This window comes from Burkholderia sp. AU4i, from assembly GCF_000466765.1.
In the GTDB taxonomy this organism is placed as follows: domain Bacteria; phylum Pseudomonadota; class Gammaproteobacteria; order Burkholderiales; family Burkholderiaceae; genus Burkholderia; species Burkholderia cepacia.
In genome coordinates this window covers 1-22,489 of sequence record NZ_ASSI01000175.1, presented here as the reverse complement: position 1 = coordinate 22,489, position 22,489 = coordinate 1, and the positions used below count along the sequence as shown (strand labels likewise).

Here is a 22,489-nt window from a genome sequence, read left to right as displayed (position 1 = left end):
GACCACCCGGCCGCATCGAGGCGGCGCTCCGGTCGACTTGCCCATGCCGCACGAGGCGGCGTATCGCGGACAGGTCGCCCGGCCTGTTCCCCGTGTGCGCGGTGGCCGGAACACGCCCGCCGCCGGGCAGGCAGCAGGCTTAAAGAGACTTGCGCAGATTCACTGCCGGGATCTTGAGGGCTTCGCGATACTTCGCAACCGTGCGGCGCGCGACCACGAACCCCTGTTCTGCCAGCAGCTCGGCAATGCGGCTGTCCGAAAGTGGCGATTTTGGGTCTTCAGCTCCTATCAGTTGCTTGATGAGGGCTCGGATGGCGGTCGACGAGGCGGCGCCACCGGTGTCGGTCGAGACGTGAGATCCGAAGAAGTACTTAAATTCAAGCGTCCCGAACGGGGTCAGCATGTACTTCCCGGTTGTCACACGGCTGACAGTCGACTCGTGTAGGCCCAGCGTATCAGCTATTTCCCGCAAAACCAAGGGGCGCATGGCAATTTCACCGTGCGCGAAGAAGTTCTTTTGACGCTCGACAATCGCCTGCGCGACACGCAGGATCGTGTCGAATCGCTGCTGGATGTTCTTGATCAGCCAGCGTGCTTCCTGGAGCTGCTGCTTCAGCGAGCCGGCCGACGGATCGCCGCGGCTGTTGCGCAGGATGTTCGCGTAGAGGTTGTTGATCCGCAGGCGCGGCACGACCTCCGGATTGAGCTCCGCGAGCCATCCCTGGCCGGCCTTCTTCACGATGATGTCGGGCACGACGTAGTCGGCCTCGGCCTTGCCGTACGCGGCGCCGGGGAACGGCTCCAGCGAGCGGATCAGCGTGTGCGCGTCGCGCAGCGCGTCGTCGCTCGCCTTCAGGTGCTTGCGCAGCCGCGTGAAGTCGCGGGCGGCGAGCAGTTCGAGATGCTGCGACACGATCTCGAGTGCGAGCGTGCGTGTCGGGGACGGATCGAGGCGCAGCAACTGCAGCTTCAGGCATTCGGATGCCGAGCGGGCGCCGACCCCGGCCGGGTCGAAGCTGTGCAGCAGCGCGAGCGCCGCGTTCAGTTCGTCGCAGTCGATTTCCAGCTCGGGCGGCAGGTCGGCGAGCACTTCGTCGAGCGTGGCGGTCAGGTAGCCGTCGTCGTCGAGCGATTCGATCAGGAACATCACGAGCGCGCGATCGCGCGGGCTGGCCTGCGTGACGCGCAATTGCGCGGACAGGTGGTCGCGCAGCGACGTCGCCGCTTCCTGCACCTGCAGCGGCGGGAGGTCGTCGTCGTCGGACGCGCCGCTCGCGCGGCCGAATTCGTCGAGGTTCCACTGCGGGCCGTCGTTGCCGTCGCCGGACGCGTAACCGTCGTATTCGTCCGCGCCGGCCGGTTCGTCGCGCTCGGCGCGCTCGCTCGACGAACTGCTACTGTTTGTCGCAGCGGGCTCGGTGTTCTGGGCGGGAGGCGTCTGCGCGATCAACGATCCGTCCGCTGCGACACGCAGCGGGCTCGCGATCCATTCATCGTCGTTCTCGAGCAGCGGGTTCTGCGCGACGGCCATCGCGACTTCCTGCTGCAATTCGAGCGTCGACAACTGCAGGAGCCGGATCGACTGCTGTAGCTGGGGCGTCAGCGCCAGATGTTGCGACAGGCGGAGTTGAAGGCTGGCTTTCATGGCAAGGAGGGAGTCATACCGGCAGTTTGCCACGACCCAGGCGCGTTGAGCCATCCGCGATTACGCGCGGCGCGCCGCCCGGCCGCGGGCACGGCCGCGGGCGTGGTTGCAGAGCAGGGCGCGGCCCCGCGCGGCGATGCCGGGCGGGGTGCAGCCAGCCACGAAGGGGAGTTACATCCGGAAGTGTTCGCCGAGGTACACGCGGCGCACGCTTTCGTTTTCGATGATTTCGCTCGGCGCACCGGCGGCGAGCACCGAACCGTCGCTGATGATGTATGCGTGGTCGCAGATGCCGAGCGTTTCGCGGACGTTGTGATCGGTAATCAGCACGCCGATGTTGCGCTGCTTCAGGAACTTGACGATCTTCTGGATCTCGAGCACCGCGATCGGGTCGACGCCGGCGAACGGTTCGTCGAGCAGGATGAAGTTCGGGTTGGTCGCGAGCGCGCGCGCGATTTCGACCCGGCGCCGCTCGCCGCCCGACAGCGACAGCGCTGGGTTCTCGCGCAGGTGGCCGATCTGCAGCTCGTCGAGCAGCGCTTCGGTGCGCGACGCGATCGCGTCCTTCGACAGCCGCTTGCCGTCTTCGCCGTGCTGCAACTCGAGCACCGCGCGGATGTTTTCCTCGACGGTCAGCTTGCGGAACACCGACGCTTCCTGCGGCAGGTACGACAGGCCGAGCGACGCGCGCTTGTGGATCGGCAGCAGGCTGATCGAGCTGCCGTTCAGCGAGATCTCGCCCGCATCGAGCGGCACGAGGCCGACGATCATGTAGAACGACGTGGTCTTGCCGGCACCGTTCGGGCCGAGCAGGCCGACGACTTCGCCGCTCTTCACGTCGAGCGACACGTCCTTGACGACCGTGCGCGAGCCGTAGCGCTTCTTCAGGTTGCGGACCACGAGCGAACTCGTGGTGCCGGCCGGCTGGCGGTTCGGTAGTGCGTTCATTGGCCCGGCGCCCCCTGGATCGTGGTCGACGGCGACAGCTTCGCCGGCGCGCCGTTCAGCGGCGCGGGGCCGCCGTTCTTCGGCGACAGCATCGCACGCACGCGGCCGTTCGGGTTGCCCGGCGCGGCGACGTCCTTGCCGCCCTTCGCGGTGTAGAAGTCGCGCTGGCCGTCGTACGTGATCACGCTGCCGTGCACGGTATCGGCGACGGTCGACGTGCCCTGCAGGCGGCGCACGGTCGCGGCGGTGGTCAGCGTGGTCAGGTCCTGCTTGCCGTCGTAGTCGATGCGCTCGGCGTCGCCGTCGATGTACTCGTCGAGGCCTTCGCGCTTCTGGCGGAACGTCGCGTGTTTCTTGCCGCTGCCGAACGAGGTGGCGTACTGATAGCCTTCCGGGTCCTGGCGCACTTCGACGCGATCGCCCTTGATGATGATCGTGCCCTTCGTGATCACGACGTTGCCGGTCGCGACCGTGACCTGCTTCAGGTCGTCATAGGTCAGGTTGTCGGCCTCGACGTTGATCGGCTTGTTCTGGTCGGCCTTCTCGGCATGGGCGAGCGGCGCCAGCCCGGCCAGCGGGAGCGCCACGAGCGCCGCGGCAAGCGCGGCGCGGACGGCGCGCGCAGCGCCGCCGGAATTCTGTCGAGGGAACGGTTCGTTCATGCAGTCACGTGAGGGATGCGTCACTTGGGTTGACCTTTCGAGCCGCCGGACGTGTCCGCCGCGGCGATCGTGCCGCGCACGTTGCCGTAAAGCTCGATGACCCGGGTGACGTTGTTGTACTTCATGCCGTCGGTCGCGTTGACGAGCGACAGGCCGCGCTGAAGTTTAACCGGCTTTTCGGTCTGGATCACATCGTCATTGACGAAGATCCGGAAATGCTGGGAATCGGCCTGCATCTGCGGATCGCCGCCGCCGGCCGCGCGCAGGATGCGCGCGTCGTCGTACAAGTCGACGATCGACACGTCGCCGTTGACGATGCCGCGCTTCGCGGTGGTCGTCACGACCGGCTTGCCGGGCTGGAACGCGCGCATCGCCGGATCGGTCAGGTCGCTGTTTTCGGTGTCTTCGTAGTGGATCAGCTTCGCGGCCGTGAGCCGGTACTGGGTCGAGCCGGACTGGTCGAGCTCGGTGACCGAGAAGTTGTCCGCGAAATAGTCGGGCGTATGGCGCTTCGGCTGCGCGGTGCCCTCGCCGGGCGGCGGCAGCGTGGCCTGCAGCAGCCACCAGGTGATACCCGCGAGCGCGGCGACCGCGACGAGCGGCAGCAGCTGGGTCCAGCGGAAATGCGTGTTCATCCGTCAGGCTCCGCAGGCGGCCGCGAGCAGCGCGTCGTAGCGGCGCTGCGCGCGCAGGATCGCATCGCAGACTTCGCGTACGGCGCCGTGGCCGCCGCGGGCCTCGGCCACCCAGTGCGCGCGGGCGATCACCTCGGGGTGCGCATTCGCGGGGGCGGTCGCGAAGCCGCAGCGCAGCATCACGGGCAGGTCGGGCCAGTCGTCGCCCATGTAGCCGCATTGGTCGGCGGCGAGGCCGAGCGATGCGATGAGATCGGCGAACACGGCAAGCTTGTTCTCGACGCCCTGGAACAGGTGCGCGATCTTCATTTCCTTCGCGCGTGCCGCGACGATTTCCGAGCGGCGGCCCGTGATGATCGCGGTTGCGATGCCGGCTTCGCCGAGCAGCTTCACACCGTGGCCGTCGAGGGAATTGAACGACTTCATCGTGTCGCCGGCCGCTGTAAACAGCAGGCCGCCGTCGGTCAGCACGCCGTCGACGTCGAAAATCATCAGCTTCACGCGGCTCGCGCGTTCGGCCGCAGTCAGCGCTGCGCTCATCAGATCACCTTCTTCGAAAACAGGTCGTGCATGTTCAGCGCGCCGATCAGCGCGCCGTCGGCATCGACCACCAGCATCTGGTTGATCCGGTGGCGCTCCATCAGTTCCACGGCCTCGACCGCCAGGTGGTCCGGTGCGATCGTGCGCGGGTCGCGCGTCATCACGTCGGTAATCGACAACGTGCGGAAGTCGCCGTCGCGCGCGAGCACGCGGCGCAGGTCGCCGTCGGTGAAGATGCCGGCGACCTTGCCGTCGGCGTCGACCACGGCGGTCATGCCGAGGCGCTTCGCGGTGATCTGGAACAGCGCGTCCGACAGCGTCGCGTCGAGCCCGACGGACGGGACGTCGTCGCCCGAGCGCATCACGTCGCGCACGTAGGTGAGCAGGCGCCGGCCGAGCGCGCCGCCCGGGTGCGAGCGCGCGAAATCTTCCGAACCGAAGCCGCGCGCGTCGAGCACCGCAACGGCGAGCGCGTCGCCGAGCGCGAGCGCGGCGGTCGTGCTCGCGGTGGGCGCGAGGTTCAGCGGGCAGGCCTCTTTCGAGACCGCGGCGTTCAGGTTCACGTCGGCGAGCGTGCCGAGGCTCGATCCCGCGCGGCCCGTGATCGCGATCAGTTTCGCGCCGATCCGTTTCACGAGCGGCAGGATCGCGACGAGTTCTTCCGATTCGCCGGAATAGGAGATGCCGATGAAGACGTCGTCGGAGGTGACCATCCCGAGGTCGCCGTGGCTGGCCTCGGCGGGGTGGACGAAGAAGGCCGGCGTGCCGGTGCTGGCCAGCGTGGCCGCGATCTTGCGGGCGATATGCCCCGATTTGCCGATACCGGACACCACCACGCGGCCGCGGCAGCCGAGCAGCAGCGCGACGGCCTGGACGAAGCCGCCGTCGAGCTGGTCGCGCAGCGCGCGCACGGCGTCCGCCTCGATGTCGAGCACGTCGCGGGCGAGCGCGAGCGCCCGATCATCATTGATTTTCGCTATCATGCGCGGAGTATAGCAAAGGCGTTTGTTCGCCGCGCCGGGCCTTCGGACTCGTCCGATGTCGCCTGTCCACCGCCACCCTGCCGCGCCCGCTTTCCCGTGGCCCCGACGAACGAGGACGCTTTGCCCGTGATTTCCCCGCTCGAAATGACGCTCCTGCTGCTGCTGGCATCGGTGGTGGGCGTCGTCGTATTCCGCTCGCTGAACCTGCCGCCGATGCTCGGCTACCTGACCGTCGGCATCCTGGTCGGCCCGCACGCCTTCGGCGTCGCGGCGGATCTCGAACGGGCCGAGCACCTCGCGGAATTCGGCGTGGTGTTCCTGATGTTTTCGATCGGCCTCGAGTTCTCGCTGGCGAAGCTGAGGGCGATGCAGCGGCTCGTGTTCGGGCTCGGGCTGCTGCAGGTCGTCGCGACACTCGTGCTCGCGCTCGTGCTCGGCATGCTGTTCGAGCACTGGGTACACATCACGTGGCAGGGCAGCATCGCGCTCGGCGGCGCGCTCGCGATGTCGTCGACGGCGATCGTGTCGAAAATGCTCGCCGAGCGGCTCGAGATCGAGACCGAACACGGCCGCAACATCTTCGGCGTGCTGCTGTTCCAGGATCTCGCGGTGGTGCCGCTGCTGATCGTGATCGCCGCGTTCGGCGCCGAATCGTCGAAGGACCTCGCGCTCACGCTCGGCTTCGCGGCCGTCAAGATCGTGATCGCGCTCACGCTGCTGCTGGTCATCGGCCAGCGCTTCATGACGCGCTGGCTCAACGTCGTCGCGCGGCGCCGCTCGCAGGAGCTGTTCGTGCTGAACCTGCTGCTCGTCACGCTCGGCGCCGCGTTCATCACCGACCGCTTCGGCCTGTCGCTCGCGCTCGGCGCGTTCATCGCGGGGATGCTCATTTCCGAGACGCCGTTCCGCCATCAGGTGGAAGAGGACATCAAGCCGTTCCGCGACGTGCTGCTCGGCCTGTTCTTCGTGACGACGGGGATGCTGCTCGATCCGCGCGTGATCTGGGAGCATCCGTTCCTCGTGCTCGGTTTCTTCGTCGGGCAGATCCTGTTCAAGGGGACGATGATCGCCGGGCTCGCACGGCTGTTCGGCGCGACGCCGGGTGTCGCGATGCGCACCGGCATCGGGCTCGCGCAGGCCGGGGAATTCGGCTTTGTGCTGCTGAACCTGATCCTCGACCGGCATCTCGTCGATTCGACGCTGCTGCAGGCGATCCTCGCGTCGATGCTGCTGTCGATGCTCGCCGCGCCGTTCCTGATCCAGAACGCCGACCGGATCGTGATGCGGCTTTCGTCTACGGAATGGATGCAGCAGTCGCTGCAGATGACGCGGATCGCGACGCAAAGCCTCAAGCAGCGCGGCCACGTGATCATCTGCGGTTATGGCCGCGCGGGCCAGAACCTCGCGCGGATGCTCGAACAGGAAGGCATTTCGTACGTCGCGCTCGACCTCGACCCCGATCGCGTGAGCGCGGCCGCGGCGGCCGGCGAATCGGTCGTGTTCGGCGACGCGGCGCGCCGCGAGTCGCTGCTCGCGGCCGGTATCCATCGCGCGGCGGCGGTCGCGATCACCTATGCGAACACGCCGTCCGCGCTGCGCGTGCTTCACCACGTACACGAACTCGAGCCGACGCTGCCCGCGATCGTGCGCACCGTCGACGATGCCGATCTCGAGAAACTGCTCGCGGCCGGTGCGACCGAGGTGATTCCGGAGATCGTCGAGGGCAGCCTGATGCTCGCGTCGCACACGCTGGTGCTGGTGGGCGTGCCGATGCGCAAGGTCGTGCGGCGCGTCGAGGAAATGCGCGACGAGCGCTACAGCCTGCTGCGCGGCTATTTCCGCGGCGCGGACGATGCGGACGACGACGACCACGAGCAGGTGCGGCTACAATCGGTGCCGGTCGATGCGCGCGCGGACGCGGTCGGGCGTTCGCTGGAAGAACTCGGGCTGTATGCACTCGGGCTCGAAGTCACGGCGATCCGCCGGCACGGCATCCGCGGCGTCGAACCCGATCCGCAGACCAAGCTGCGCGCGAGCGACATCGTCGTGCTGCGCGGGCTGCCCGAGGCCCTCGCGCTCGCGGAGGAGCGGCTGTCGCGCCATCGGCGCGATCCGCCGGCCGCGGCAGCCTGAGCCGCGCATGGATTGATAACCTGACCCGTATTTATTCGAAACGGTGCCCGATCTTCGCGCACCGTTTTTTTCGGAGAGTTTCATGCCGCATTCGTCGTCGGGCGCACCGCTCGATCCGGTCGCCTTCATCCACAGCCAGATCCGCACGGTGCCCGACTGGCCGCAGCCGGGCGTGATGTTCCGCGACATCACGACGCTGCTGCAGAGCCCGAAGGCGCTGCGCATCCTCGTCGACCTGTTCGTCGAGCGTTATGTCGATGCGAAGCTCGACTACGTCGCGGGCCTCGACGCGCGCGGCTTCATCATCGCGCCGATCGTCGCGTACGAGCTGAGCGTCGGCTTCGTGCCGATCCGCAAGGTCGGCAAGCTGCCGTACAAGACGCGCTCGGAATCGTACGACCTCGAATACGGCAGCGCGACGGTCGAGATCCATGAAGACGCGTGCCGCCCCGGCGACCGCGTGATCATCATGGACGACCTGATCGCGACCGGCGGCACGATGATGGCGGGGCGCAACCTGCTGCAGCGGCTCGGCGCGGAGGTCGTCGAAGGCGCGGCGATCATCGACCTGCCCGATCTCGGCGGCTCGGCGCTGCTGCGCAACGCGGGATTGCCGGTTTATACCGTCACCGAATTCGCCGGCCACTGATCGCCGGCACGCCTGATTCCACGTTACACAGCGAGGTCTCGATGCCCAACTTCATGCTGTTTCTCGCCACGTCGATCGCGATTACGTTCGCGCCGGGTCCCGACAACCTGCAGGTGCTCGCACGCGGCATCTCGCAGGGCCGCGCGGCCGGTTTCGTCGCCGCGCTCGGCTTCACCGCCGGGATCCTGTTCCACACGACGCTCGCGGCGCTCGGCGTCGCGGCCGTGCTGCGTTCGTCGCCGGTCGCGTTCGAGATCCTGAAGCTCGCGGGCGCCGCGTACCTCGTGTGGATCGGCATCAAGGCGCTGCGCAGCCAGGGCCTCGCGAACGCGCACGAGCGCCCGCCGCAGCCGCTCGGCACGATCTTCCGGCAGAGCGTGATCGGCAACCTGATGAACCCGAAGGTCACGCTGTTCTTCGTCGTGTTCCTGCCGCAGTTCGTCGATCCGCACGGCGGGCAGGGCGTGACGCTGCAGATGTTCGAACTCGGCGCGCTGTTCATGCTGCAGACGGCCGTGGTTTTCTCGCTGTTCGGCGTCGGCGCGGGCATGATCGGCGCGTGGCTGAAGCGCCGCCCGAAGGCCGGCGTGTGGCTCGACCGGATCGCCGGTGCGACGTTCATCGCGATCGGCATCCGCGTGGCGCTGAAGGACTGACGACGATGACGTTTCCGTGCATTGCGGCCGCGCGCCGTTTCGACCCGGCTGCGCACCTGCGTTTCGAGATGGCCGGCCAGGCGGTCGGCTGGGTGCGCCGCCAGGATGTCGCGATGCTCGCCCGCTGGCCCGACGTGTTCGAGCTGACTGACGACCGCGTCGTGCTGGCGGCGCGCTACGACTCGGTCGACGCACGCAGCATGGCGCTGGCGAGCGCCATCGGCGCGCTCGCGGCCGAGGGCGCGATTCCCGGCTGGCGCGACGAGATCTACGCGATCCGCAACCGCTTCGACGATCCGCCGCTCGCGTACATCGAGCGCGCCGCGTCGCGCTTCTTCGGCACGCAGACTTACGCGGTGCATCTGAACGGCATCGTAGAATATGCGGTTGCGCCGGGCGAGCCGCCCGCCGCGGCCGTCCCGCAGATGTGGCTCGGCCGCCGCAGCGAGACCAAGGCAACCGACCCCGGCATGCTCGACAACGTCGTCGCGGGCGGGATCGGCTGGGGCCTGGGCGTTCACGAGACGCTCGCGAAGGAATGCTGGGAAGAAGCCGGCATTCCCGCCGAGCTGGCCGCGCGCGCGATCGCGGGCCGCGCGGTGCAGGTGCTGTGCTCGCTGCCGGAAGGCACGCAGTCCGAACTGATCTTCGTGTACGACCTGCCGCTGCCGCGCGACTTCGCGCCGCGCAACCAGGACGGCGAAGTGGCCGAGCACCTGCTGGCCGGCGTGCCCGAGGTGATCGGCTGGCTGCGCGCCGGCCGCGCGACGATGGATGCGAGCCTCGCGACGCTCGACACGCTGCTGCGCCACCGCTGGATCCCGGCGGCCGACGCGGCGGGCATCGACGCCCTGTTTGCACCGGCCGCGTGACGCGTGCCGCGCACGCAGTCCGGCGGCGCGAACGGGCAATTTGACGAATACGGAAACGAAGGGAGTAGCGGTCATGCCGACCGATCACAGCTTTATCTTGAAACTGTCGTGCCCCGACCGGCACGGCATCGTCCATGCGGTCTCGGGCTTCCTGTTCGAGCGCAGCAACAACATCCTCGATTCGGCGCAGTTCGGCGACAGCCGCACCAGCGAATTCTTCATGCGCGTGCACTTCGAGCAGGACGGCGGCGGCGCGGATGCCGCGACGGCGCTCGACACGCTTCGCAAGGAATTCGCGCCGCTCGCCGAGCAGTTCTCGATGCGCTGGGAACTGCATGACGCGGCCGTGAAGCCGCGCGTCGTGATCATGGTGTCGAAGATCGGCCACTGCCTGAACGACCTGCTGTTCCGCTATCGCACCGGCCAGCTGCCGATCGAGATCCCGGCGATCGTGTCGAACCACAAGGAGTTCTACCAGCTCGCCGCGAGCTATAACATCCCGTTCCATCACTTTCCGCTGATCGGCGGCTCGTCCGATGCCGCGAAGGCCGCGCAGGAAGCGCGCGTGCTGGAAGTGATCGACGAGCACCAGGCCGATCTCGTCGTGCTTGCGCGCTACATGCAGATCCTGTCGCCGAACATGTGCGAACAGCTCGCCGGGCGTGCGATCAACATCCACCATTCGTTCCTGCCGAGCTTCAAGGGGGCGAAGCCTTATTACCAGGCGTTCGATCGCGGCGTGAAGCTGATCGGCGCGACCGCGCACTACGTGACGACCGATCTCGACGAAGGCCCGATCATCGAGCAGGAAGTCGAGCGCGTCGACCACAGCATGACGCCCGACCAGCTGACCGCGATCGGCCGCGACGTCGAGTGCGTGACGCTCGCGCGTGCGGTGAAGTGGCACGTCGAGCACCGGATCGTGCTGAACGGGACGAAGACGGTCGTGTTCCGCTGATTCGCCGGCGCAGGCCCGTTACAAGCAAAAACGCCGCACCCGTTACGGGGTGCGGCGTTTTTTGTTGCTTGAGCGCGCCGGCTGCCTCAGATCAACCGCAGCAGGTACAACTCGCGCTTCAGGTACGCATAGAAGATCGGCGCGGCGATCACGCCGGGCAGCCCGAACGCGGCTTCCATGATCAGCATCGCGAGCAGCAGCTCCCACGCGCGCGACTCGATCTGGCCGCCGATGATCTTCGCGTTCAGGAAGTATTCGAGCTTGTGGATGACCACGAGGAACGCAAGCGACGCGATCGCGGTGCCCATGCTGACCGACAGCGACACGGCGACGATCAACGTGTTCGAGATCAGGTTGCCGATGACGGGCAGCAGGCCGACGATGAACGTGACGAGCACGAGCGTTTTCGACAGCGGCAGCCGCTGGTGGAAGATCGGCAGCGCGACGAGCAGGTAGATGCCGGTGAACACCGCGTTGATCGCCGAGATCTTGATCTGCGCGAACACGATCCGGCGGAATGCGTCGGCGAAGCGCGACACGCTCGTGACGAGCGCGGTGGACAGCGGCCGGCGCACCTTGCCGTGCTCGACGCCGATCGCGATCATCGCGCCGATGATCATCCCGAACAGCACGTGGCCGAAGCCGCGCGCGACGCTCTTGCCGCTTTGCTGAAGCTGGTCCATGTGCGAGTGCATCAGCACGGCAGCCTTCGTCTTCATCTGCTCGACGTCGACGGGCAGCAGGTTCGCGATCCAGGCCGGCGTGCGCGCGCGGGTCTGCTCGACGATCTGCATCAGTTGGTCGAGCAGGCTCTGCAGGTTCGGCACCGTGCGTTCGAAGTGTTCGATGATGCCGATCGTCAGGCCCGTCAGCGCGCCGACGATCGCGATGGCCAGCAGCACGACGGCGACCCAGCGCGCGCGCATGCTCGTGGTGTGACGTTCGATCACGGGGGCGATCGTGTGGATCAGCTGGTAGACGAGCAGGCCGGCCAGCAGCCCGCCGAGCAGCTTGAGCTCGATCACGAGCCACATCGCGAGGATCGCAAACACATAGCTGCCGATCTCGAGTGCCGACAGCTTCGGCAGGCTGAAGTCGCTCGTCAGCCGCACGCTGCGCAGGTGCGGTTCGCGATTCTGCGTATCGCGAGACGAGTCTGGTTGCTTCTCCATCGTGGATTCCTGTCGTTCGTGTGTCATGCCGCGGAATGCGCGGCAGAGCCGTGTTCGCCCGACGCTGCACCGGATTGGTGCGTACGGCGAACCTTACGACCGTAAAGTATAGCCGCCATTATGGGCCGCAACGGGGCCGTTTGGCGCATGGTGTAAACGCAGAAGGGAAAACGAGAGGAGGCCGGTTGCGCGGTGCGCAGAAGCGCGCGCGGCCGGGCGGCCGCGCGCGGGAGGGGCACGAAGCGTCAGCCTGCCGCGACCTTGCGGGTCGGGCGCTTGAGCAGCGGTGCGAGGTACTTGCCGGTAAAGCTCGCTTTCGTCTTCGCGACCTGCTCGGGCGTGCCCTGCGCAATGATCTGGCCGCCGCCGGCACCGCCTTCGGGGCCGAGGTCGATCACCCAGTCGGCCGTCTTGATCACGTCGAGGTTGTGCTCGATGATCACGACCGTGTTGCCCTGGTCGCGCAGCCGGTGGATCACTTCCAGCAGCAGTGCGATGTCGTGGAAGTGCAGGCCGGTGGTCGGCTCGTCGAGGATGTACAGCGTGCGGCCGGTGTCGCGCTTGGAGAGTTCGAGCGACAGCTTCACGCGCTGCGCCTCGCCGCCCGACAGCGTGGTGGCCGACTGGCCGAGGCGGATGTAGCCGAGGCCGACGTCGAGCAGCGTCTTCAGCTTGCGCGCAATGACCGGCACCGCGCTGAAGAACGCATACGCGTGCTCGACGGTCATGTCGAGCACTTCGCTGATGTTCTTGCCCTTGTACTGCACTTCGAGCGTTTCGCGGTTGTAGCGCTTGCCGTGGCACACGTCGCACGGCACGTAGACGTCCGGCAGGAAGTGCATCTCGACCTTCAGCACGCCGTCGCCCTGGCACGATTCGCAGCGGCCGCCTTTCACGTTGAACGAGAAGCGGCCCGGATCGTAGCCGCGTTCCTTCGAGGTCGGCACGCCCGAGAACAGCTCGCGGATCGGCGTGAACAGGCCCGTATAGGTGGCCGGGTTCGAGCGCGGCGTGCGGCCGATCGGCGACTGGTCGACGTTGATCACCTTGTCGAAGTGCTCGAGGCCCTCGATCGCCTCGTGCGGCGCCGGTTCGGCCGACGAGCCGTACAGGTGGCGCGCGACCGCGTGATACAGCGTGTCGTTGATCAGCGTCGACTTGCCGGAGCCCGACACGCCGGTGATGCAGGTCAGCAGGCCGACCGGCAGCTCGAGGTCGACGTGCTTCAGGTTGTTGCCGTGCGCGTCGACGATGCGCAGCATCCGCTCGGGATCGGGCGCGAGCCGCTCGTCCGGGTACTCGATCGTGCGCTTGCCGACCAGGTACTGGCCGGTGAGCGACTGCGGGTTCGACTGCACCTGCTTCGGCGTGCCTTCGGCCACGATCACGCCGCCGTGCTCGCCGGCGCCCGGGCCCATGTCGACGACGTAGTCGGCCGTGCGGATCATGTCCTCGTCGTGCTCGACGACGATCACCGAGTTGCCGAGGTCGCGCAGGTGCTTGAGCGTTGCGATCAGGCGGTCGTTGTCGCGCTGGTGCAGGCCGATCGACGGCTCGTCGAGCACGTACATCACGCCCGTCAGGCCCGAGCCGATCTGCGACGCGAGCCGGATGCGCTGCGCCTCGCCGCCCGACAGGGTCTCGGCGCTGCGCTCGAGCGACAGGTAGTCGAGGCCGACGTTGTTCAGGAACGTCAGGCGCGCGACGATTTCCTTGATCACCTTGTCGGCGATCTCGCGCTTCGCGCCTTCGAGCGTCAGGCCGTCGAAATAGCCGAGCGCGTCGCGCAGCGGCCAGCCGCTGATTTCATAGATGCCGCGCGCGTGGTCGCCGGTGCCGATGCGCACGTGGCGCGCTTCGCGGCGCAGGCGCGTGCCTTCGCACGCCGGGCACGGCTGGTTGTTCTGGTACTTCGACAGCTCTTCGCGCACCGCGACCGAGTCGGTCTCGCGGTAGCGGCGCTCGAGGTTCGGGATGATCCCTTCGAACACGTGCTCGCGGATCGTCGTGCGGCCGCGCTCGTTGATGTACGAGAACGGGATCGTCTGCTTGCCCGAGCCGAACAGCAGCACCTTCCGGATCTTTTCCGGCAGGTCCTCGAACGCGGCGTCGATGTCGAATTCGTAGAAGGCCGCGAGACTCTGCAGCATCTGGAAGTAGAACTGGTTGCGGCGGTCCCAGCCTTTCACGGCACCGGCCGCGAGCGACAGCGACGGGTGCGCGACGACCCGCTTCGGGTCGAAGAACGTGATCTGGCCGAGGCCGTCGCATTCTGGGCACGCGCCCATCGGGTTGTTGAACGAGAACAGGCGCGGCTCGAGCTCCTGGAGGGAGTACGAGCAGATCGGGCACGCGAACTTCGAGCTGAACAGGTGTTCCTTGTCGGTATCCATCTCCAGCGCGATCGCGCGGCCGTCGGCGAGGCGCAGCGCCGTCTCGAACGATTCGGCGAGGCGCTGCTTCATGTCCGGGCGCACCTTGAGGCGATCGACGACGACGTCGATCGTGTGCTTGTCGTTCTTCTTCAGCTTCGGCAGCGATTCGACTTCGTAGATCTTCCCGACGCCTTCGTTCGCGGTGCCGCCGCCCGAACGGACGCGAAAGCGCACGAAACCCTGCGCCTGCATGTCCTCGAACAGCTCGGCGTGCTCGCCCTTGCGGTCGGCGACGACGGGCGCGAGGATCATCAGCTTGGTTTCCTCGGGCAGCGCGAGCGCCGCGTCGACCATCTGCGACACGCTCTGCGCCTCGAGCGGGATCTCGTGGTCGGGGCAGTACGGCGTGCCGACACGTGCGTACAAAAGTCGCAGGTAGTCGTGGATTTCCGTGACCGTGCCGACGGTCGAACGCGGGTTGTGGGACGTCGCCTTCTGCTCGATCGAGATCGCGGGCGACAGACCCTCGATCAGGTCGACGTCGGGTTTCTCCATCAGCTGCAGGAACTGGCGGGCATACGCGGACAGGCTTTCGACGTAGCGGCGCTGGCCCTCGGCATAAAGGGTGTCGAACGCGAGCGACGACTTGCCCGACCCGGACAACCCGGTAATCACGATCAGCTTGTGGCGCGGCAGGTCGAGATTGACGTTTTTCAGGTTGTGGGTACGTGCCCCACGGATACGGATCTGTTCCATGAACCTGGCGAAAATGGAGGGAACCAAACCTGCTACTATAACGGCTTTTCGAGGCCGTCGTTTGGGGCCCCCGGCCTTGGCCGCAGGTGGCAGCAAGGCGGCGCCTGCGCCGGGAAAGCGGCCGCGCCGCGCGGTTCCGGGTGGCCCGCGGGCCGCCTGAATCCTGCCCCGACGTGTCGCCCGCCAAGCCTCCCGGGCCGCTGGTCCTGATCTTCCGCCGCCCGGTGTCGGGCGGTCATCCCGATCATTCGAAATTCATTCCCGATGTCCAATCCGTCTGCCACGTCTTCCCGCATGACTGCGCCCGAATTGCGCGCGACCACGTCGCTCGCGGCGATCTTCGCGCTGCGCATGCTCGGCCTGTTCATGATCATGCCGGTGTTCTCGGTCTACGCGAAAACCATCCCGGGCGGCGACAACGTGCTGCTCGTCGGCATCGCGCTCGGGGCCTACGGCGTCACGCAGTCGCTGTTCTACATCTTCTACGGCTGGGCGTCGGACAAGTTCGGCCGCAAGCCGGTGATCGCCACGGGCCTCGTGATCTTCGCGCTCGGCAGCTTCGTCGCCGCGTTCGCGCACGACATCACGTGGATCATCGTCGGCCGCGTGATCCAGGGGATGGGGGCGGTCTCGTCCGCGGTGCTCGCGTTCATCGCCGACCTGACCTCCGAGCAGAACCGCACGAAGGCGATGGCGATGGTCGGCGGCTCGATCGGCGTGTCGTTCGCGGTCGCGATCGTCGGTGCGCCGATCGTGTTCCACTGGGTCGGGATGAGCGGGCTGTTCGCGATCGTCGGCGTACTGTCGATCCTCGCGATCGGCGTCGTGCTGTGGATCGTGCCCGACGCGGCGAAACCCGTGCACGTGCCCGCGCCGTTCGCCGAGGTGCTGCACAACGTCGAGCTGCTGCGCCTGAACTTCGGCGTGCTGGTGCTGCACGCGACGCAGACGGCGCTGTTCCTCGTCGTGCCGCGCCTGCTCGTCGACGGCGGCCTGCCGGTCGCCGCGCACTGGAAGGTCTACCTGCCGGTGATGGGGCTCGCGTTCGTGATGATGGTTCCGGCGATCATCGTCGCGGAAAAACGGGGCAAGATGAAGCCGGTGCTGCTCGGCGGCATTCTGGCTATCCTGATCGGCCAATTGCTGCTGGGCAGCGCGCCGCATACCATCCTGATTGTGGCGGCGATCCTGTTCGTCTACTTCCTCGGTTTCAACATCCTGGAAGCGTCGCAGCCGTCGCTCGTGTCGAAGCTCGCGCCCGGTTCGCGCAAGGGCGCGGCCACGGGTGTCTACAACACCACGCAGTCGATCGGGCTCGCGCTCGGCGGCATCGTGGGCGGCTGGCTGCTGAAGCACGGGGGCGCCAACACGGTGTTCTACACGTGCTCGGGGCTCGTTGCCGCGTGGCTTATAATCGCGGCCAGCATGAAAGCGCCGCCGCGCAAGGCCTGAACTTACTTCGGGCAGGCACCGGCGGCGTTCGCCGGCTTGCCCGGCGGGCCGCACCGGCAGCGTGAGCGGGCGGCCCGGCATCGAATTTACTGGAGAAACACATGGCATCCGTCAACAAGGTCATCCTCGTCGGCAATCTCGGCGCCGATCCTGAAGTCCGTTACCTGCCGAGCGGCGACGCGGTTGCGAACATCCGTCTCGCGACGACCGACCGCTACAAGGACAAGGCCAGCGGTGATTTCAAGGAAATGACCGAGTGGCATCGCGTCGCGTTCTTCGGCCGTCTGGCGGAAATCGTCAGCGAATACCTGAAGAAGGGTTCGTCGGTCTATATCGAAGGCCGCATCCGCACGCGCAAGTGGCAGGGCCAGGACGGCCAGGATCGTTACTCGACCGAAATCGTCGCCGACCAGATGCAGATGCTCGGCGGCCGCGGCGGTGCGGGCGGCGGCGGTGGCGGCGGTGACGAAGGCGGTTACGGCGGCGGCTACGGTGGTGGCGGCGGCGGCGGTCGCGGCGAACAGATGGAACGCGGCGGTGGCGGCGGCGGTCGTGCCGGCGGCGCGGCGCGTGGCGGTGCTGGCGGCGGCGCGCAAAGCCGTCCGAGCGCACCGGCAGGTGGCGGCTTCGACGAAATGGACGACGATATCCCGTTCTGATTTCGCGTATCCGAGAAATGTAAAGATCAACCCCGCCCTCTGGTGGGGTTTTTCTTTTGTATTCGCGATTCCGCGAATTTTCCTTCCCCGCAAGACGGAAGCCGAGACCCGGCCGGCAGGAACCAAGGGTGGCCTACGAACCCCCGAACCCGACAGCTGGCTCGATTTTTGAGCCTGCATCGTGAGCGGTGCGGTTCGGCGATTTCGTTGTGGATTTCTTCATTCCCGTGAGAAATTCCATATTTATCGAGACAGCTCCCGCGGATAGAGTGCGTTGTCGGCGCTGAATGTGATCGCAGATGCAGCCGGCCCAAGTCAACTTTTATCAGGATACCGAATCGATGCATGAGCTCAAACGAAACGACCTGAAACAGGTCAGTGGCGCTTTTTCGTGTCAACTTAATCCGGCACCCATCAACTGGGCGGCGGTTGGCGGGGCAGCCCTGGTGGGCGCCGCCCGTGGCCCGCAAGCAGCACTTCTGAGTGGCGCGGGCGCGTTCCTCGGACAGGCCTGGATCTGCAAGTTCTGAATATCGACGGGCAGTTTTGCCTGTCCGTAGGGGGTGTGCGAGCATTTCGATGCTCGCACACCTGTCGTGTTCGATGTATTGAAATGTCGGGAGTCGTCATGCATTTTCGTGATTTGCGAAGCCCGGTCAGGAAGTTCTTGAGGTACGGCCTTTATCCCGAGCGCTTCAGCAAGGAGTTCGGCGATGGATGGTTTGCCGTCTTGCTGGGTGCGTTCGGCAGAACGCTTCCGATGTCGGTCGGGGTGGCCGCGTTGAGCAGTGTCGTGGCGCCGGGCGTGCTCACGACGGGGCGTCTGGCATTGACGTCGGCAATCCTGTTCGGACACAGCGCCTACCTGGAGTGGCATTTGATTCGCCGGTCCCGACGCGAAGGGGACTAGGATGTGTTCACGCTAACGAAGGGCTTCGACGATCAAGGCGAAGTTGATAAAGGCAGTGAACATCAGATCGAGTTTGTCGACGCGGGAAGATGCGACGAAAACCCTTCAATCGACGGAACGGCCGCCCGACTTCGTTGCGACGTTTGTACAACTCCCGGTCGTACTCCCAAGGCTCAACGTGCGTGCCCAACGGAGGAACGACGGGGATGAAGCCGAGATCGAGCGCGAGTTGTCGGGTTTCGTTGCCTTCGTACGCCTTGTCCATCAGCAGGTGCAGCGGCCGATTCGGCGCTTCCAGACGTTCGAGCATTGCTCGTCCGTGCGGCGCGTCGCCGGCCGAGCGCCTGGTTCCTTTTCATTGATGTCCTTGTCCCTCGCAATCCAGACGAATCGTGGCCGACGAACTCCCTGACCTCATCGCTCCGCATCTCGACGTGTTGTTCTGCGGGATCAACCCCGGCCTGACCGCGGCCGAGACCGGGCATCACTTCGCCGGGAGAAGCAACCGCTTCTGGCGCGTGATCCATCTCGCAGGCTTCACGCCGACGGAAATTTCGCCGCAGGACGATCGCGCGATACTCGGCCATGGCTGCGGCCTGACGGCGGTGGTGAAGCGGCCGACCGCAAGCGCCGATCAGCTTTCGCGCGCGGAATTCATGGCCGCGGCCGCGGGGTTCGAGCAAAAGGTGGCGCGTTATCGGCCGCGCTTCGTTGCCTTTCTCGGCAAGGCGGCGTACTCGGCGCTTTCCGGCCAGCGTGAGGTCGGATGGGGATTGCAGCCGGCCCGCATGCAGGGGGCAAGTGCCTGGGTGCTGCCCAATCCCAGCGGGAGAAATCTCGCGTTCGGCCTCGACGATCTGGTCGACGCCTACCGTCAACTGCGCCTGCACGCGAAGGCCGGTTCCGGTCTTCAACCGGAGAGGCGGGATGCAGCGCGGTGAACCCGCGCCTGCGTGGCCGGGCGCCGTGCTGCCCCGCGCGTTCTTCGACCGCGTGGCCACCGACGTCGCGCCGCAACTGCTCAACAAGATCCTCGCGGCCGCGGACGGCCGGGCAGGGCGGATCGTCGAAGTGGAAGCCTATGCCGGCGCGATCGACCCGGCCGCGCATACCTATCGCGGCAAGACGCCGCGCAACGCGACGATGTTCGGGCCGCCGGGGCACCTGTACGTCTATTTCACCTACGGCATGCACTGGTGCTGCAACTGCGTGTGCGGCCCGGACGGCACGGGGACGGGCGTGCTGATCCGTGCGCTCGAGCCGCTGCACGGAATCGAACGGATGCGCGCGGCCCGGCCGCCGCAGACGCGCGATCGCGACCTGTGCCGCGGGCCGGCGCGGCTGACCCAGGCGATGGGGATCAGTGGTGCGCAGGATGGCGTCGATCTCGTCGCTGCGCGCGAAGGATTCGCGATCGTCGACGACGGTGCGGCGCCGCCCGCGAACCTGGCGGGCGGGCCGCGCATCGGCATTCGCGTCGGCATGGATTTCCCGTGGCGGTGGTGCGTGCCCGGCAGCCGGTACGTGTCGGGGGCGCTGCCGCGCACCTGACGCGAGCCGTACACAAGTCGCACGCAATTCGACCTGCGTCACGCGGTCGCCATTATTGACCGGCTAAGCTGCTCTTTTCGACGTTCGATCGAGGGGGCACCATGCGGCGGGTCGTATTCAACCAGAAGGGCGGCGTGGGCAAGTCGACGATCGTCTGCAACCTGGCGGCGATCAGCGCGAGCGAAGGATTGCGCACGCTCGTCATCGACCTCGACGCACAGGCGAACTCCACGCGCTACCTGCTCGGCGACGCCACGGCCGACGCGCAGCCGGGTGTCGCCGATTTCTTCGAAACCGCGTTGACCTTCAACTTCCGTCCGGTCGACGTCGCATCGTTCATCCATCCGACCCCGTTCGAAGGGCTCGACGTGATGCCCGCGCATCCGGATCTCGACACGCTGCACGGCAAGCTCGAATCGCGTTACAAGATCTACAAGCTGCGCGACGCGCTGAACGAGCTCGATGCCTACGACGCCGTGTACATCGACACGCCGCCCGCGCTGAATTTCTATACGCGCTCGGCGCTGATCGCGGTCGAGCGCTGCCTGATCCCGTTCGACTGCGACGATTTTTCACGTCGCGCGCTGTACACGCTGCTCGAGAACGTGAAGGAGATCCAGCAGGACCACAACGCGACGCTCGAGGTGGAAGGGATCGTGATCAACCAGTTCCAGCCGCGAGCAAGCCTGCCGCAGCGGCTCGTCGACGAACTCGTCGAAGAAGGGCTGCCGGTGCTTGCGTCGAAGCTGTCGGCCTCGGTGAAGATCCGCGAGTCGCATCAGCAGTCCAGGCCGGTGATCCATCTGGAGCCCGGGCACAAGCTCGCGCAGGAGTTCCTCGCGCTGCATCGCGAACTGGCCGGCTGACCTTCCGCGCCTGCCTGACCCGCACGCGGCCGCATCATGCGGCCGTTTTCTTTATTGCGACCCGCAATTCGTCCGATCATTGATTTCGTCATTAATAATCCCGAAAACGATTTCATAATAAATCCGGAAAAAACGATTACATAAGCGACTGCTCAATTTTCAATGTGCGCCGGTTTTCTAATAAACGGAATAATGAATTGGTAAATGTTGCGCGACGTCATGATCGGCTATCCTGTAAAAAGGTAAAAATGCATTGCGGGACAGAGTGAAGCGCCGTCCCGTCTGCGATGTCGGCGCATCACGGGTTCCAGCGGTCGCCCGGGATTGGATTAGGGGTTTACACCTAGCATTAATGCCATTTAATTGACAATTAATCGATCTAGAATGGGCTCCTTCAACCTCCCGTACTCAAACAAGTGACGGGTTGTCAATAAGGAAGTCTGCTATCGAACCGGCTTCCGATTTTCCTTACGTCGTCTCTCGCATTGCCAACAGGAGCGTACCCGATGTCCGTATTTGCCCCCGAAAAACTCAACGCCGATTATCAGTCCGGTATCGCCGCGTGGTTTGCGATCGCCCGTCCGGCTATCCAAGGTTTCGAGGCTGTCGTCGAACTCAACCTGCAAGCGGCCCGGACGGCGCTCGAGGAATATGAGGACAAGCTGAAGAACGCGTTCAACAGCAGCAATCCGGCCGCGGGCTTCGCGCAACAGATCGCCGTGCCGCAGGAAGCGGCCGGCAAGGCCGTGTCCTACGGCCGCCACCTGTTCGACATCGCGGTGTCGACGCAATCCGAATGGGCAAAGGTCGCGCAAGCCCAATACGAACAGAACGACAAGCGCCTGAAGGACGTGCTGGGCGAACTGTCGAAGCACGCGCCGGCCGGCTCGGCGCCGGTGGTGGCCGCGCTGAACTCGGCGTTGTCCGCGGCGACCGCCGCGGCCGACTCCGTACGCGCAGCGACGGGGCAGGCGATCGAAGCCGCCCAGAGCGGCTTCGACGCGGTCAGCGAAACGGCAACGCGGGGTGCGAAGCAAACGGCGGCCGCCGCGCGCAAGGACGCCGCGGCCGCCCGCGAATCGGCTGCGTGATCGCGTAGCCGCGCAAGCATGTGTCGCGCACGGGCGCGACACGATTGATCGGCGCCGGATGGCGCCGGACGCCGCGTGTGCCGCGCGGTGTCCGGCTCGCGTCCGGTCTGCCGCAACGCGCCGGTGACCCGGCGAGCCGTGCTGGTGTGCCGCCCGTGCGAACGGGTGCGGTTCGCCGTACGGAGGCATGCGACCGCTACCGCGCCGGATGGCCCGGGGGCGCGTTCGCCGGCCGAGACCGGCTCGCACCGGCGTCGGAACGACGAACTGATTTCAATGCAGGAACTGGACATGACGGACGTAGTGATCGTATCGGCCGCGCGGACCGCGGTCGGCAAATTCGGCGGTTCGCTCGCGAAGATTGCGGCGCCCGAACTGGGCGCGACGGTGATCCGCGCGGTGCTGGAGCGCGCGGGCGTGAAGCCCGAGCAGGTGAGCGAAGTGATCATGGGCCAGGTGCTGACGGCCGGCTCGGGCCAGAACCCGGCGCGGCAGTCGCTGATCAAGGCCGGGCTGCCGACGGCAGTACCGGGGATGACGATCAACAAGGTGTGCGGCTCGGGCCTGAAGGCCGTGATGCTGGCGGCGAACGCGATCGTCGCGGGCGACGCGGACATCGTGATCGCGGGCGGCCAGGAGAACATGAGCGCGTCGCCCCACGTGCTGCCGGGCTCGCGCGACGGCTTCCGGATGGGGGATGCGAAGCTGGTCGACACGATGATCGTCGACGGCCTGTGGGACGTGTACAACCAGTACCACATGGGCATCACGGCGGAGAACGTCGCGAAGGAATACGGGATCACGCGCGAAGAGCAGGACGCATTCGCGGCGCTGTCGCAGAACAAGGCGGAAGCCGCGCAGAAGGCCGGCCGCTTCGACGACGAGATCGTGCCGGTGTCGATCCCGCAACGCAAGGGCGAGCCGCTGCAGTTCGCGACCGACGAATTCGTGCGCCACGGCGTGACGGCGGAATCGC

General features: G+C 66.4%; 22 protein-coding genes and 1 pseudogene. 14 read left to right on the top strand and 9 right to left on the bottom strand.

Annotation, left to right across the window (positions count from 1 at the left end; genetic code table 11):
• Positions 1 to 139: 139 nt before the first annotated feature.
• The 6 genes from L810_RS33205 to kdsD form a co-directional block, all read right to left on the bottom strand.
• Positions 140 to 1,645, bottom strand: a complete 1,506-nt coding sequence (locus L810_RS33205) for an RNA polymerase factor sigma-54 (RefSeq protein ID WP_042977154.1) — start codon at positions 1,643 to 1,645, stop codon at positions 140 to 142.
• Positions 1,646 to 1,816: 171 nt separating this feature from the next.
• Positions 1,817 to 2,593 (bottom strand): LPS export ABC transporter ATP-binding protein, encoded by a 777-nt coding sequence (lptB, locus tag L810_RS33200; RefSeq protein WP_021162599.1) that lies wholly within the window; start codon positions 2,591 to 2,593, stop codon positions 1,817 to 1,819.
• Positions 2,590 to 3,255, bottom strand: a complete 666-nt coding sequence (gene lptA / locus L810_RS33195) for a lipopolysaccharide transport periplasmic protein LptA (protein WP_021162598.1) — start codon at positions 3,253 to 3,255, stop codon at positions 2,590 to 2,592. The genes lptB and lptA overlap by 4 nt, the downstream gene beginning before the upstream one ends.
• A 20-nt stretch (positions 3,256 to 3,275) precedes the next feature.
• Positions 3,276 to 3,890, bottom strand: coding sequence for an LPS export ABC transporter periplasmic protein LptC (lptC, locus tag L810_RS33190; RefSeq protein WP_021162597.1), 615 nt, complete (start codon positions 3,888 to 3,890; stop codon positions 3,276 to 3,278).
• 3 nt (positions 3,891 to 3,893) lie between these two features.
• A complete protein-coding gene (locus tag L810_RS33185) occupies positions 3,894 to 4,430 on the bottom strand; it encodes a KdsC family phosphatase (protein ID WP_021162596.1) in 537 nt (178 codons plus the stop codon).
• Positions 4,430 to 5,413: an arabinose 5-phosphate isomerase KdsD gene (gene kdsD / locus L810_RS33180; protein ID WP_021162595.1), complete on the bottom strand. Its 984-nt coding sequence runs from the start codon at positions 5,411 to 5,413 to the stop codon at positions 4,430 to 4,432. Before kdsD ends, L810_RS33185 begins: the two co-directional genes overlap by 1 nt.
• Positions 5,414 to 5,539: 126 nt before the next feature.
• Between kdsD and L810_RS33175 the strand changes: the two genes are divergently transcribed.
• From L810_RS33175 to purU, 5 genes are all read left to right on the top strand, one after another.
• Positions 5,540 to 7,546, top strand: coding sequence for a monovalent cation:proton antiporter family protein (locus tag L810_RS33175; RefSeq protein ID WP_021162594.1), 2,007 nt, complete (start codon positions 5,540 to 5,542; stop codon positions 7,544 to 7,546).
• Positions 7,547 to 7,628: 82 nt separating this feature from the next.
• The gene (locus tag L810_RS33170) at positions 7,629 to 8,195 is read left to right on the top strand and encodes an adenine phosphoribosyltransferase (protein WP_011353218.1); all 567 of its coding nucleotides are present in this window, start codon (positions 7,629 to 7,631) and stop codon (positions 8,193 to 8,195) included.
• A gap of 41 nt (positions 8,196 to 8,236) precedes the next feature.
• On the top strand, positions 8,237 to 8,851 hold the full coding sequence (locus L810_RS33165; protein ID WP_021162592.1) for a LysE family translocator: 615 nt from the start codon (positions 8,237 to 8,239) through the stop codon (positions 8,849 to 8,851).
• Positions 8,852 to 8,856: 5 nt separating this feature from the next.
• Positions 8,857 to 9,723 (top strand): NUDIX hydrolase, encoded by an 867-nt coding sequence (locus L810_RS33160; protein WP_021162591.1) that lies wholly within the window; start codon positions 8,857 to 8,859, stop codon positions 9,721 to 9,723.
• Positions 9,724 to 9,796: 73 nt separating this feature from the next.
• On the top strand, positions 9,797 to 10,681 hold the full coding sequence (gene purU / locus L810_RS33155; RefSeq protein ID WP_021162590.1) for a formyltetrahydrofolate deformylase: 885 nt from the start codon (positions 9,797 to 9,799) through the stop codon (positions 10,679 to 10,681).
• 86 nt (positions 10,682 to 10,767) lie between these two features.
• Here purU and L810_RS33150 read toward each other — a convergent pair whose 3' ends face one another.
• Together L810_RS33150 and uvrA are read right to left on the bottom strand one after the other, a co-directional pair.
• The gene (locus L810_RS33150) at positions 10,768 to 11,853 is read right to left on the bottom strand and encodes an AI-2E family transporter (protein WP_021162589.1); all 1,086 of its coding nucleotides are present in this window, start codon (positions 11,851 to 11,853) and stop codon (positions 10,768 to 10,770) included.
• Positions 11,854 to 12,098: 245 nt separating this feature from the next.
• The gene (gene uvrA, locus L810_RS33145; RefSeq protein WP_021162587.1) at positions 12,099 to 14,984 is read right to left on the bottom strand and encodes an excinuclease ABC subunit UvrA; all 2,886 of its coding nucleotides are present in this window, start codon (positions 14,982 to 14,984) and stop codon (positions 12,099 to 12,101) included.
• 264 nt (positions 14,985 to 15,248) lie between these two features.
• Here uvrA and L810_RS33140 point away from each other — a divergent pair, with 264 nt between their 5' ends.
• From L810_RS33140 to L810_RS33125, 4 genes are all read left to right on the top strand, one after another.
• Positions 15,249 to 16,436, top strand: a complete 1,188-nt coding sequence (locus L810_RS33140) for an MFS transporter (RefSeq protein WP_021162585.1) — start codon at positions 15,249 to 15,251, stop codon at positions 16,434 to 16,436.
• 101 nt (positions 16,437 to 16,537) lie between these two features.
• A complete protein-coding gene (locus tag L810_RS33135) occupies positions 16,538 to 17,095 on the top strand; it encodes a single-stranded DNA-binding protein (protein WP_021162583.1) in 558 nt (185 codons plus the stop codon).
• A gap of 341 nt (positions 17,096 to 17,436) precedes the next feature.
• On the top strand, positions 17,437 to 17,625 hold the full coding sequence (locus L810_RS33130) for a hypothetical protein (protein ID WP_042977162.1): 189 nt from the start codon (positions 17,437 to 17,439) through the stop codon (positions 17,623 to 17,625).
• 98 nt (positions 17,626 to 17,723) lie between these two features.
• Positions 17,724 to 18,005, top strand: coding sequence for a hypothetical protein (locus L810_RS33125; RefSeq protein ID WP_021162582.1), 282 nt, complete (start codon positions 17,724 to 17,726; stop codon positions 18,003 to 18,005).
• A gap of 12 nt (positions 18,006 to 18,017) precedes the next feature.
• Here L810_RS33125 and L810_RS49830 read toward each other — a convergent pair.
• Positions 18,018 to 18,345, bottom strand: a pseudogene (locus tag L810_RS49830) (IS5-like element ISCARN85 family transposase); the annotation flags it as partial.
• Positions 18,346 to 18,397: 52 nt separating this feature from the next.
• On the opposite strand from L810_RS49830, the gene mug reads away from it, so the two are divergent.
• From mug to L810_RS33095, 5 genes are all read left to right on the top strand, one after another.
• Positions 18,398 to 18,946: a G/U mismatch-specific DNA glycosylase gene (gene mug, locus L810_RS33115; RefSeq protein ID WP_021162580.1), complete on the top strand. Its 549-nt coding sequence runs from the start codon at positions 18,398 to 18,400 to the stop codon at positions 18,944 to 18,946.
• The gene (locus L810_RS33110; RefSeq protein ID WP_021162579.1) at positions 18,933 to 19,556 is read left to right on the top strand and encodes a DNA-3-methyladenine glycosylase; all 624 of its coding nucleotides are present in this window, start codon (positions 18,933 to 18,935) and stop codon (positions 19,554 to 19,556) included. The genes mug and L810_RS33110 overlap by 14 nt, the downstream gene beginning before the upstream one ends.
• A 101-nt stretch (positions 19,557 to 19,657) precedes the next feature.
• Positions 19,658 to 20,422 (top strand): ParA family protein, encoded by a 765-nt coding sequence (locus L810_RS33105; protein ID WP_021162578.1) that lies wholly within the window; start codon positions 19,658 to 19,660, stop codon positions 20,420 to 20,422.
• 506 nt (positions 20,423 to 20,928) lie between these two features.
• Complete coding sequence (gene phaP / locus L810_RS33100; protein ID WP_021162577.1) at positions 20,929 to 21,513, top strand: TIGR01841 family phasin; 585 nt, start codon at positions 20,929 to 20,931, stop codon at positions 21,511 to 21,513.
• Between the two features lie 291 nt (positions 21,514 to 21,804).
• The coding region (locus tag L810_RS33095; protein WP_042977161.1) for an acetyl-CoA C-acyltransferase at positions 21,805 to 22,489 on the top strand (685 nt) is incomplete at its 3' end.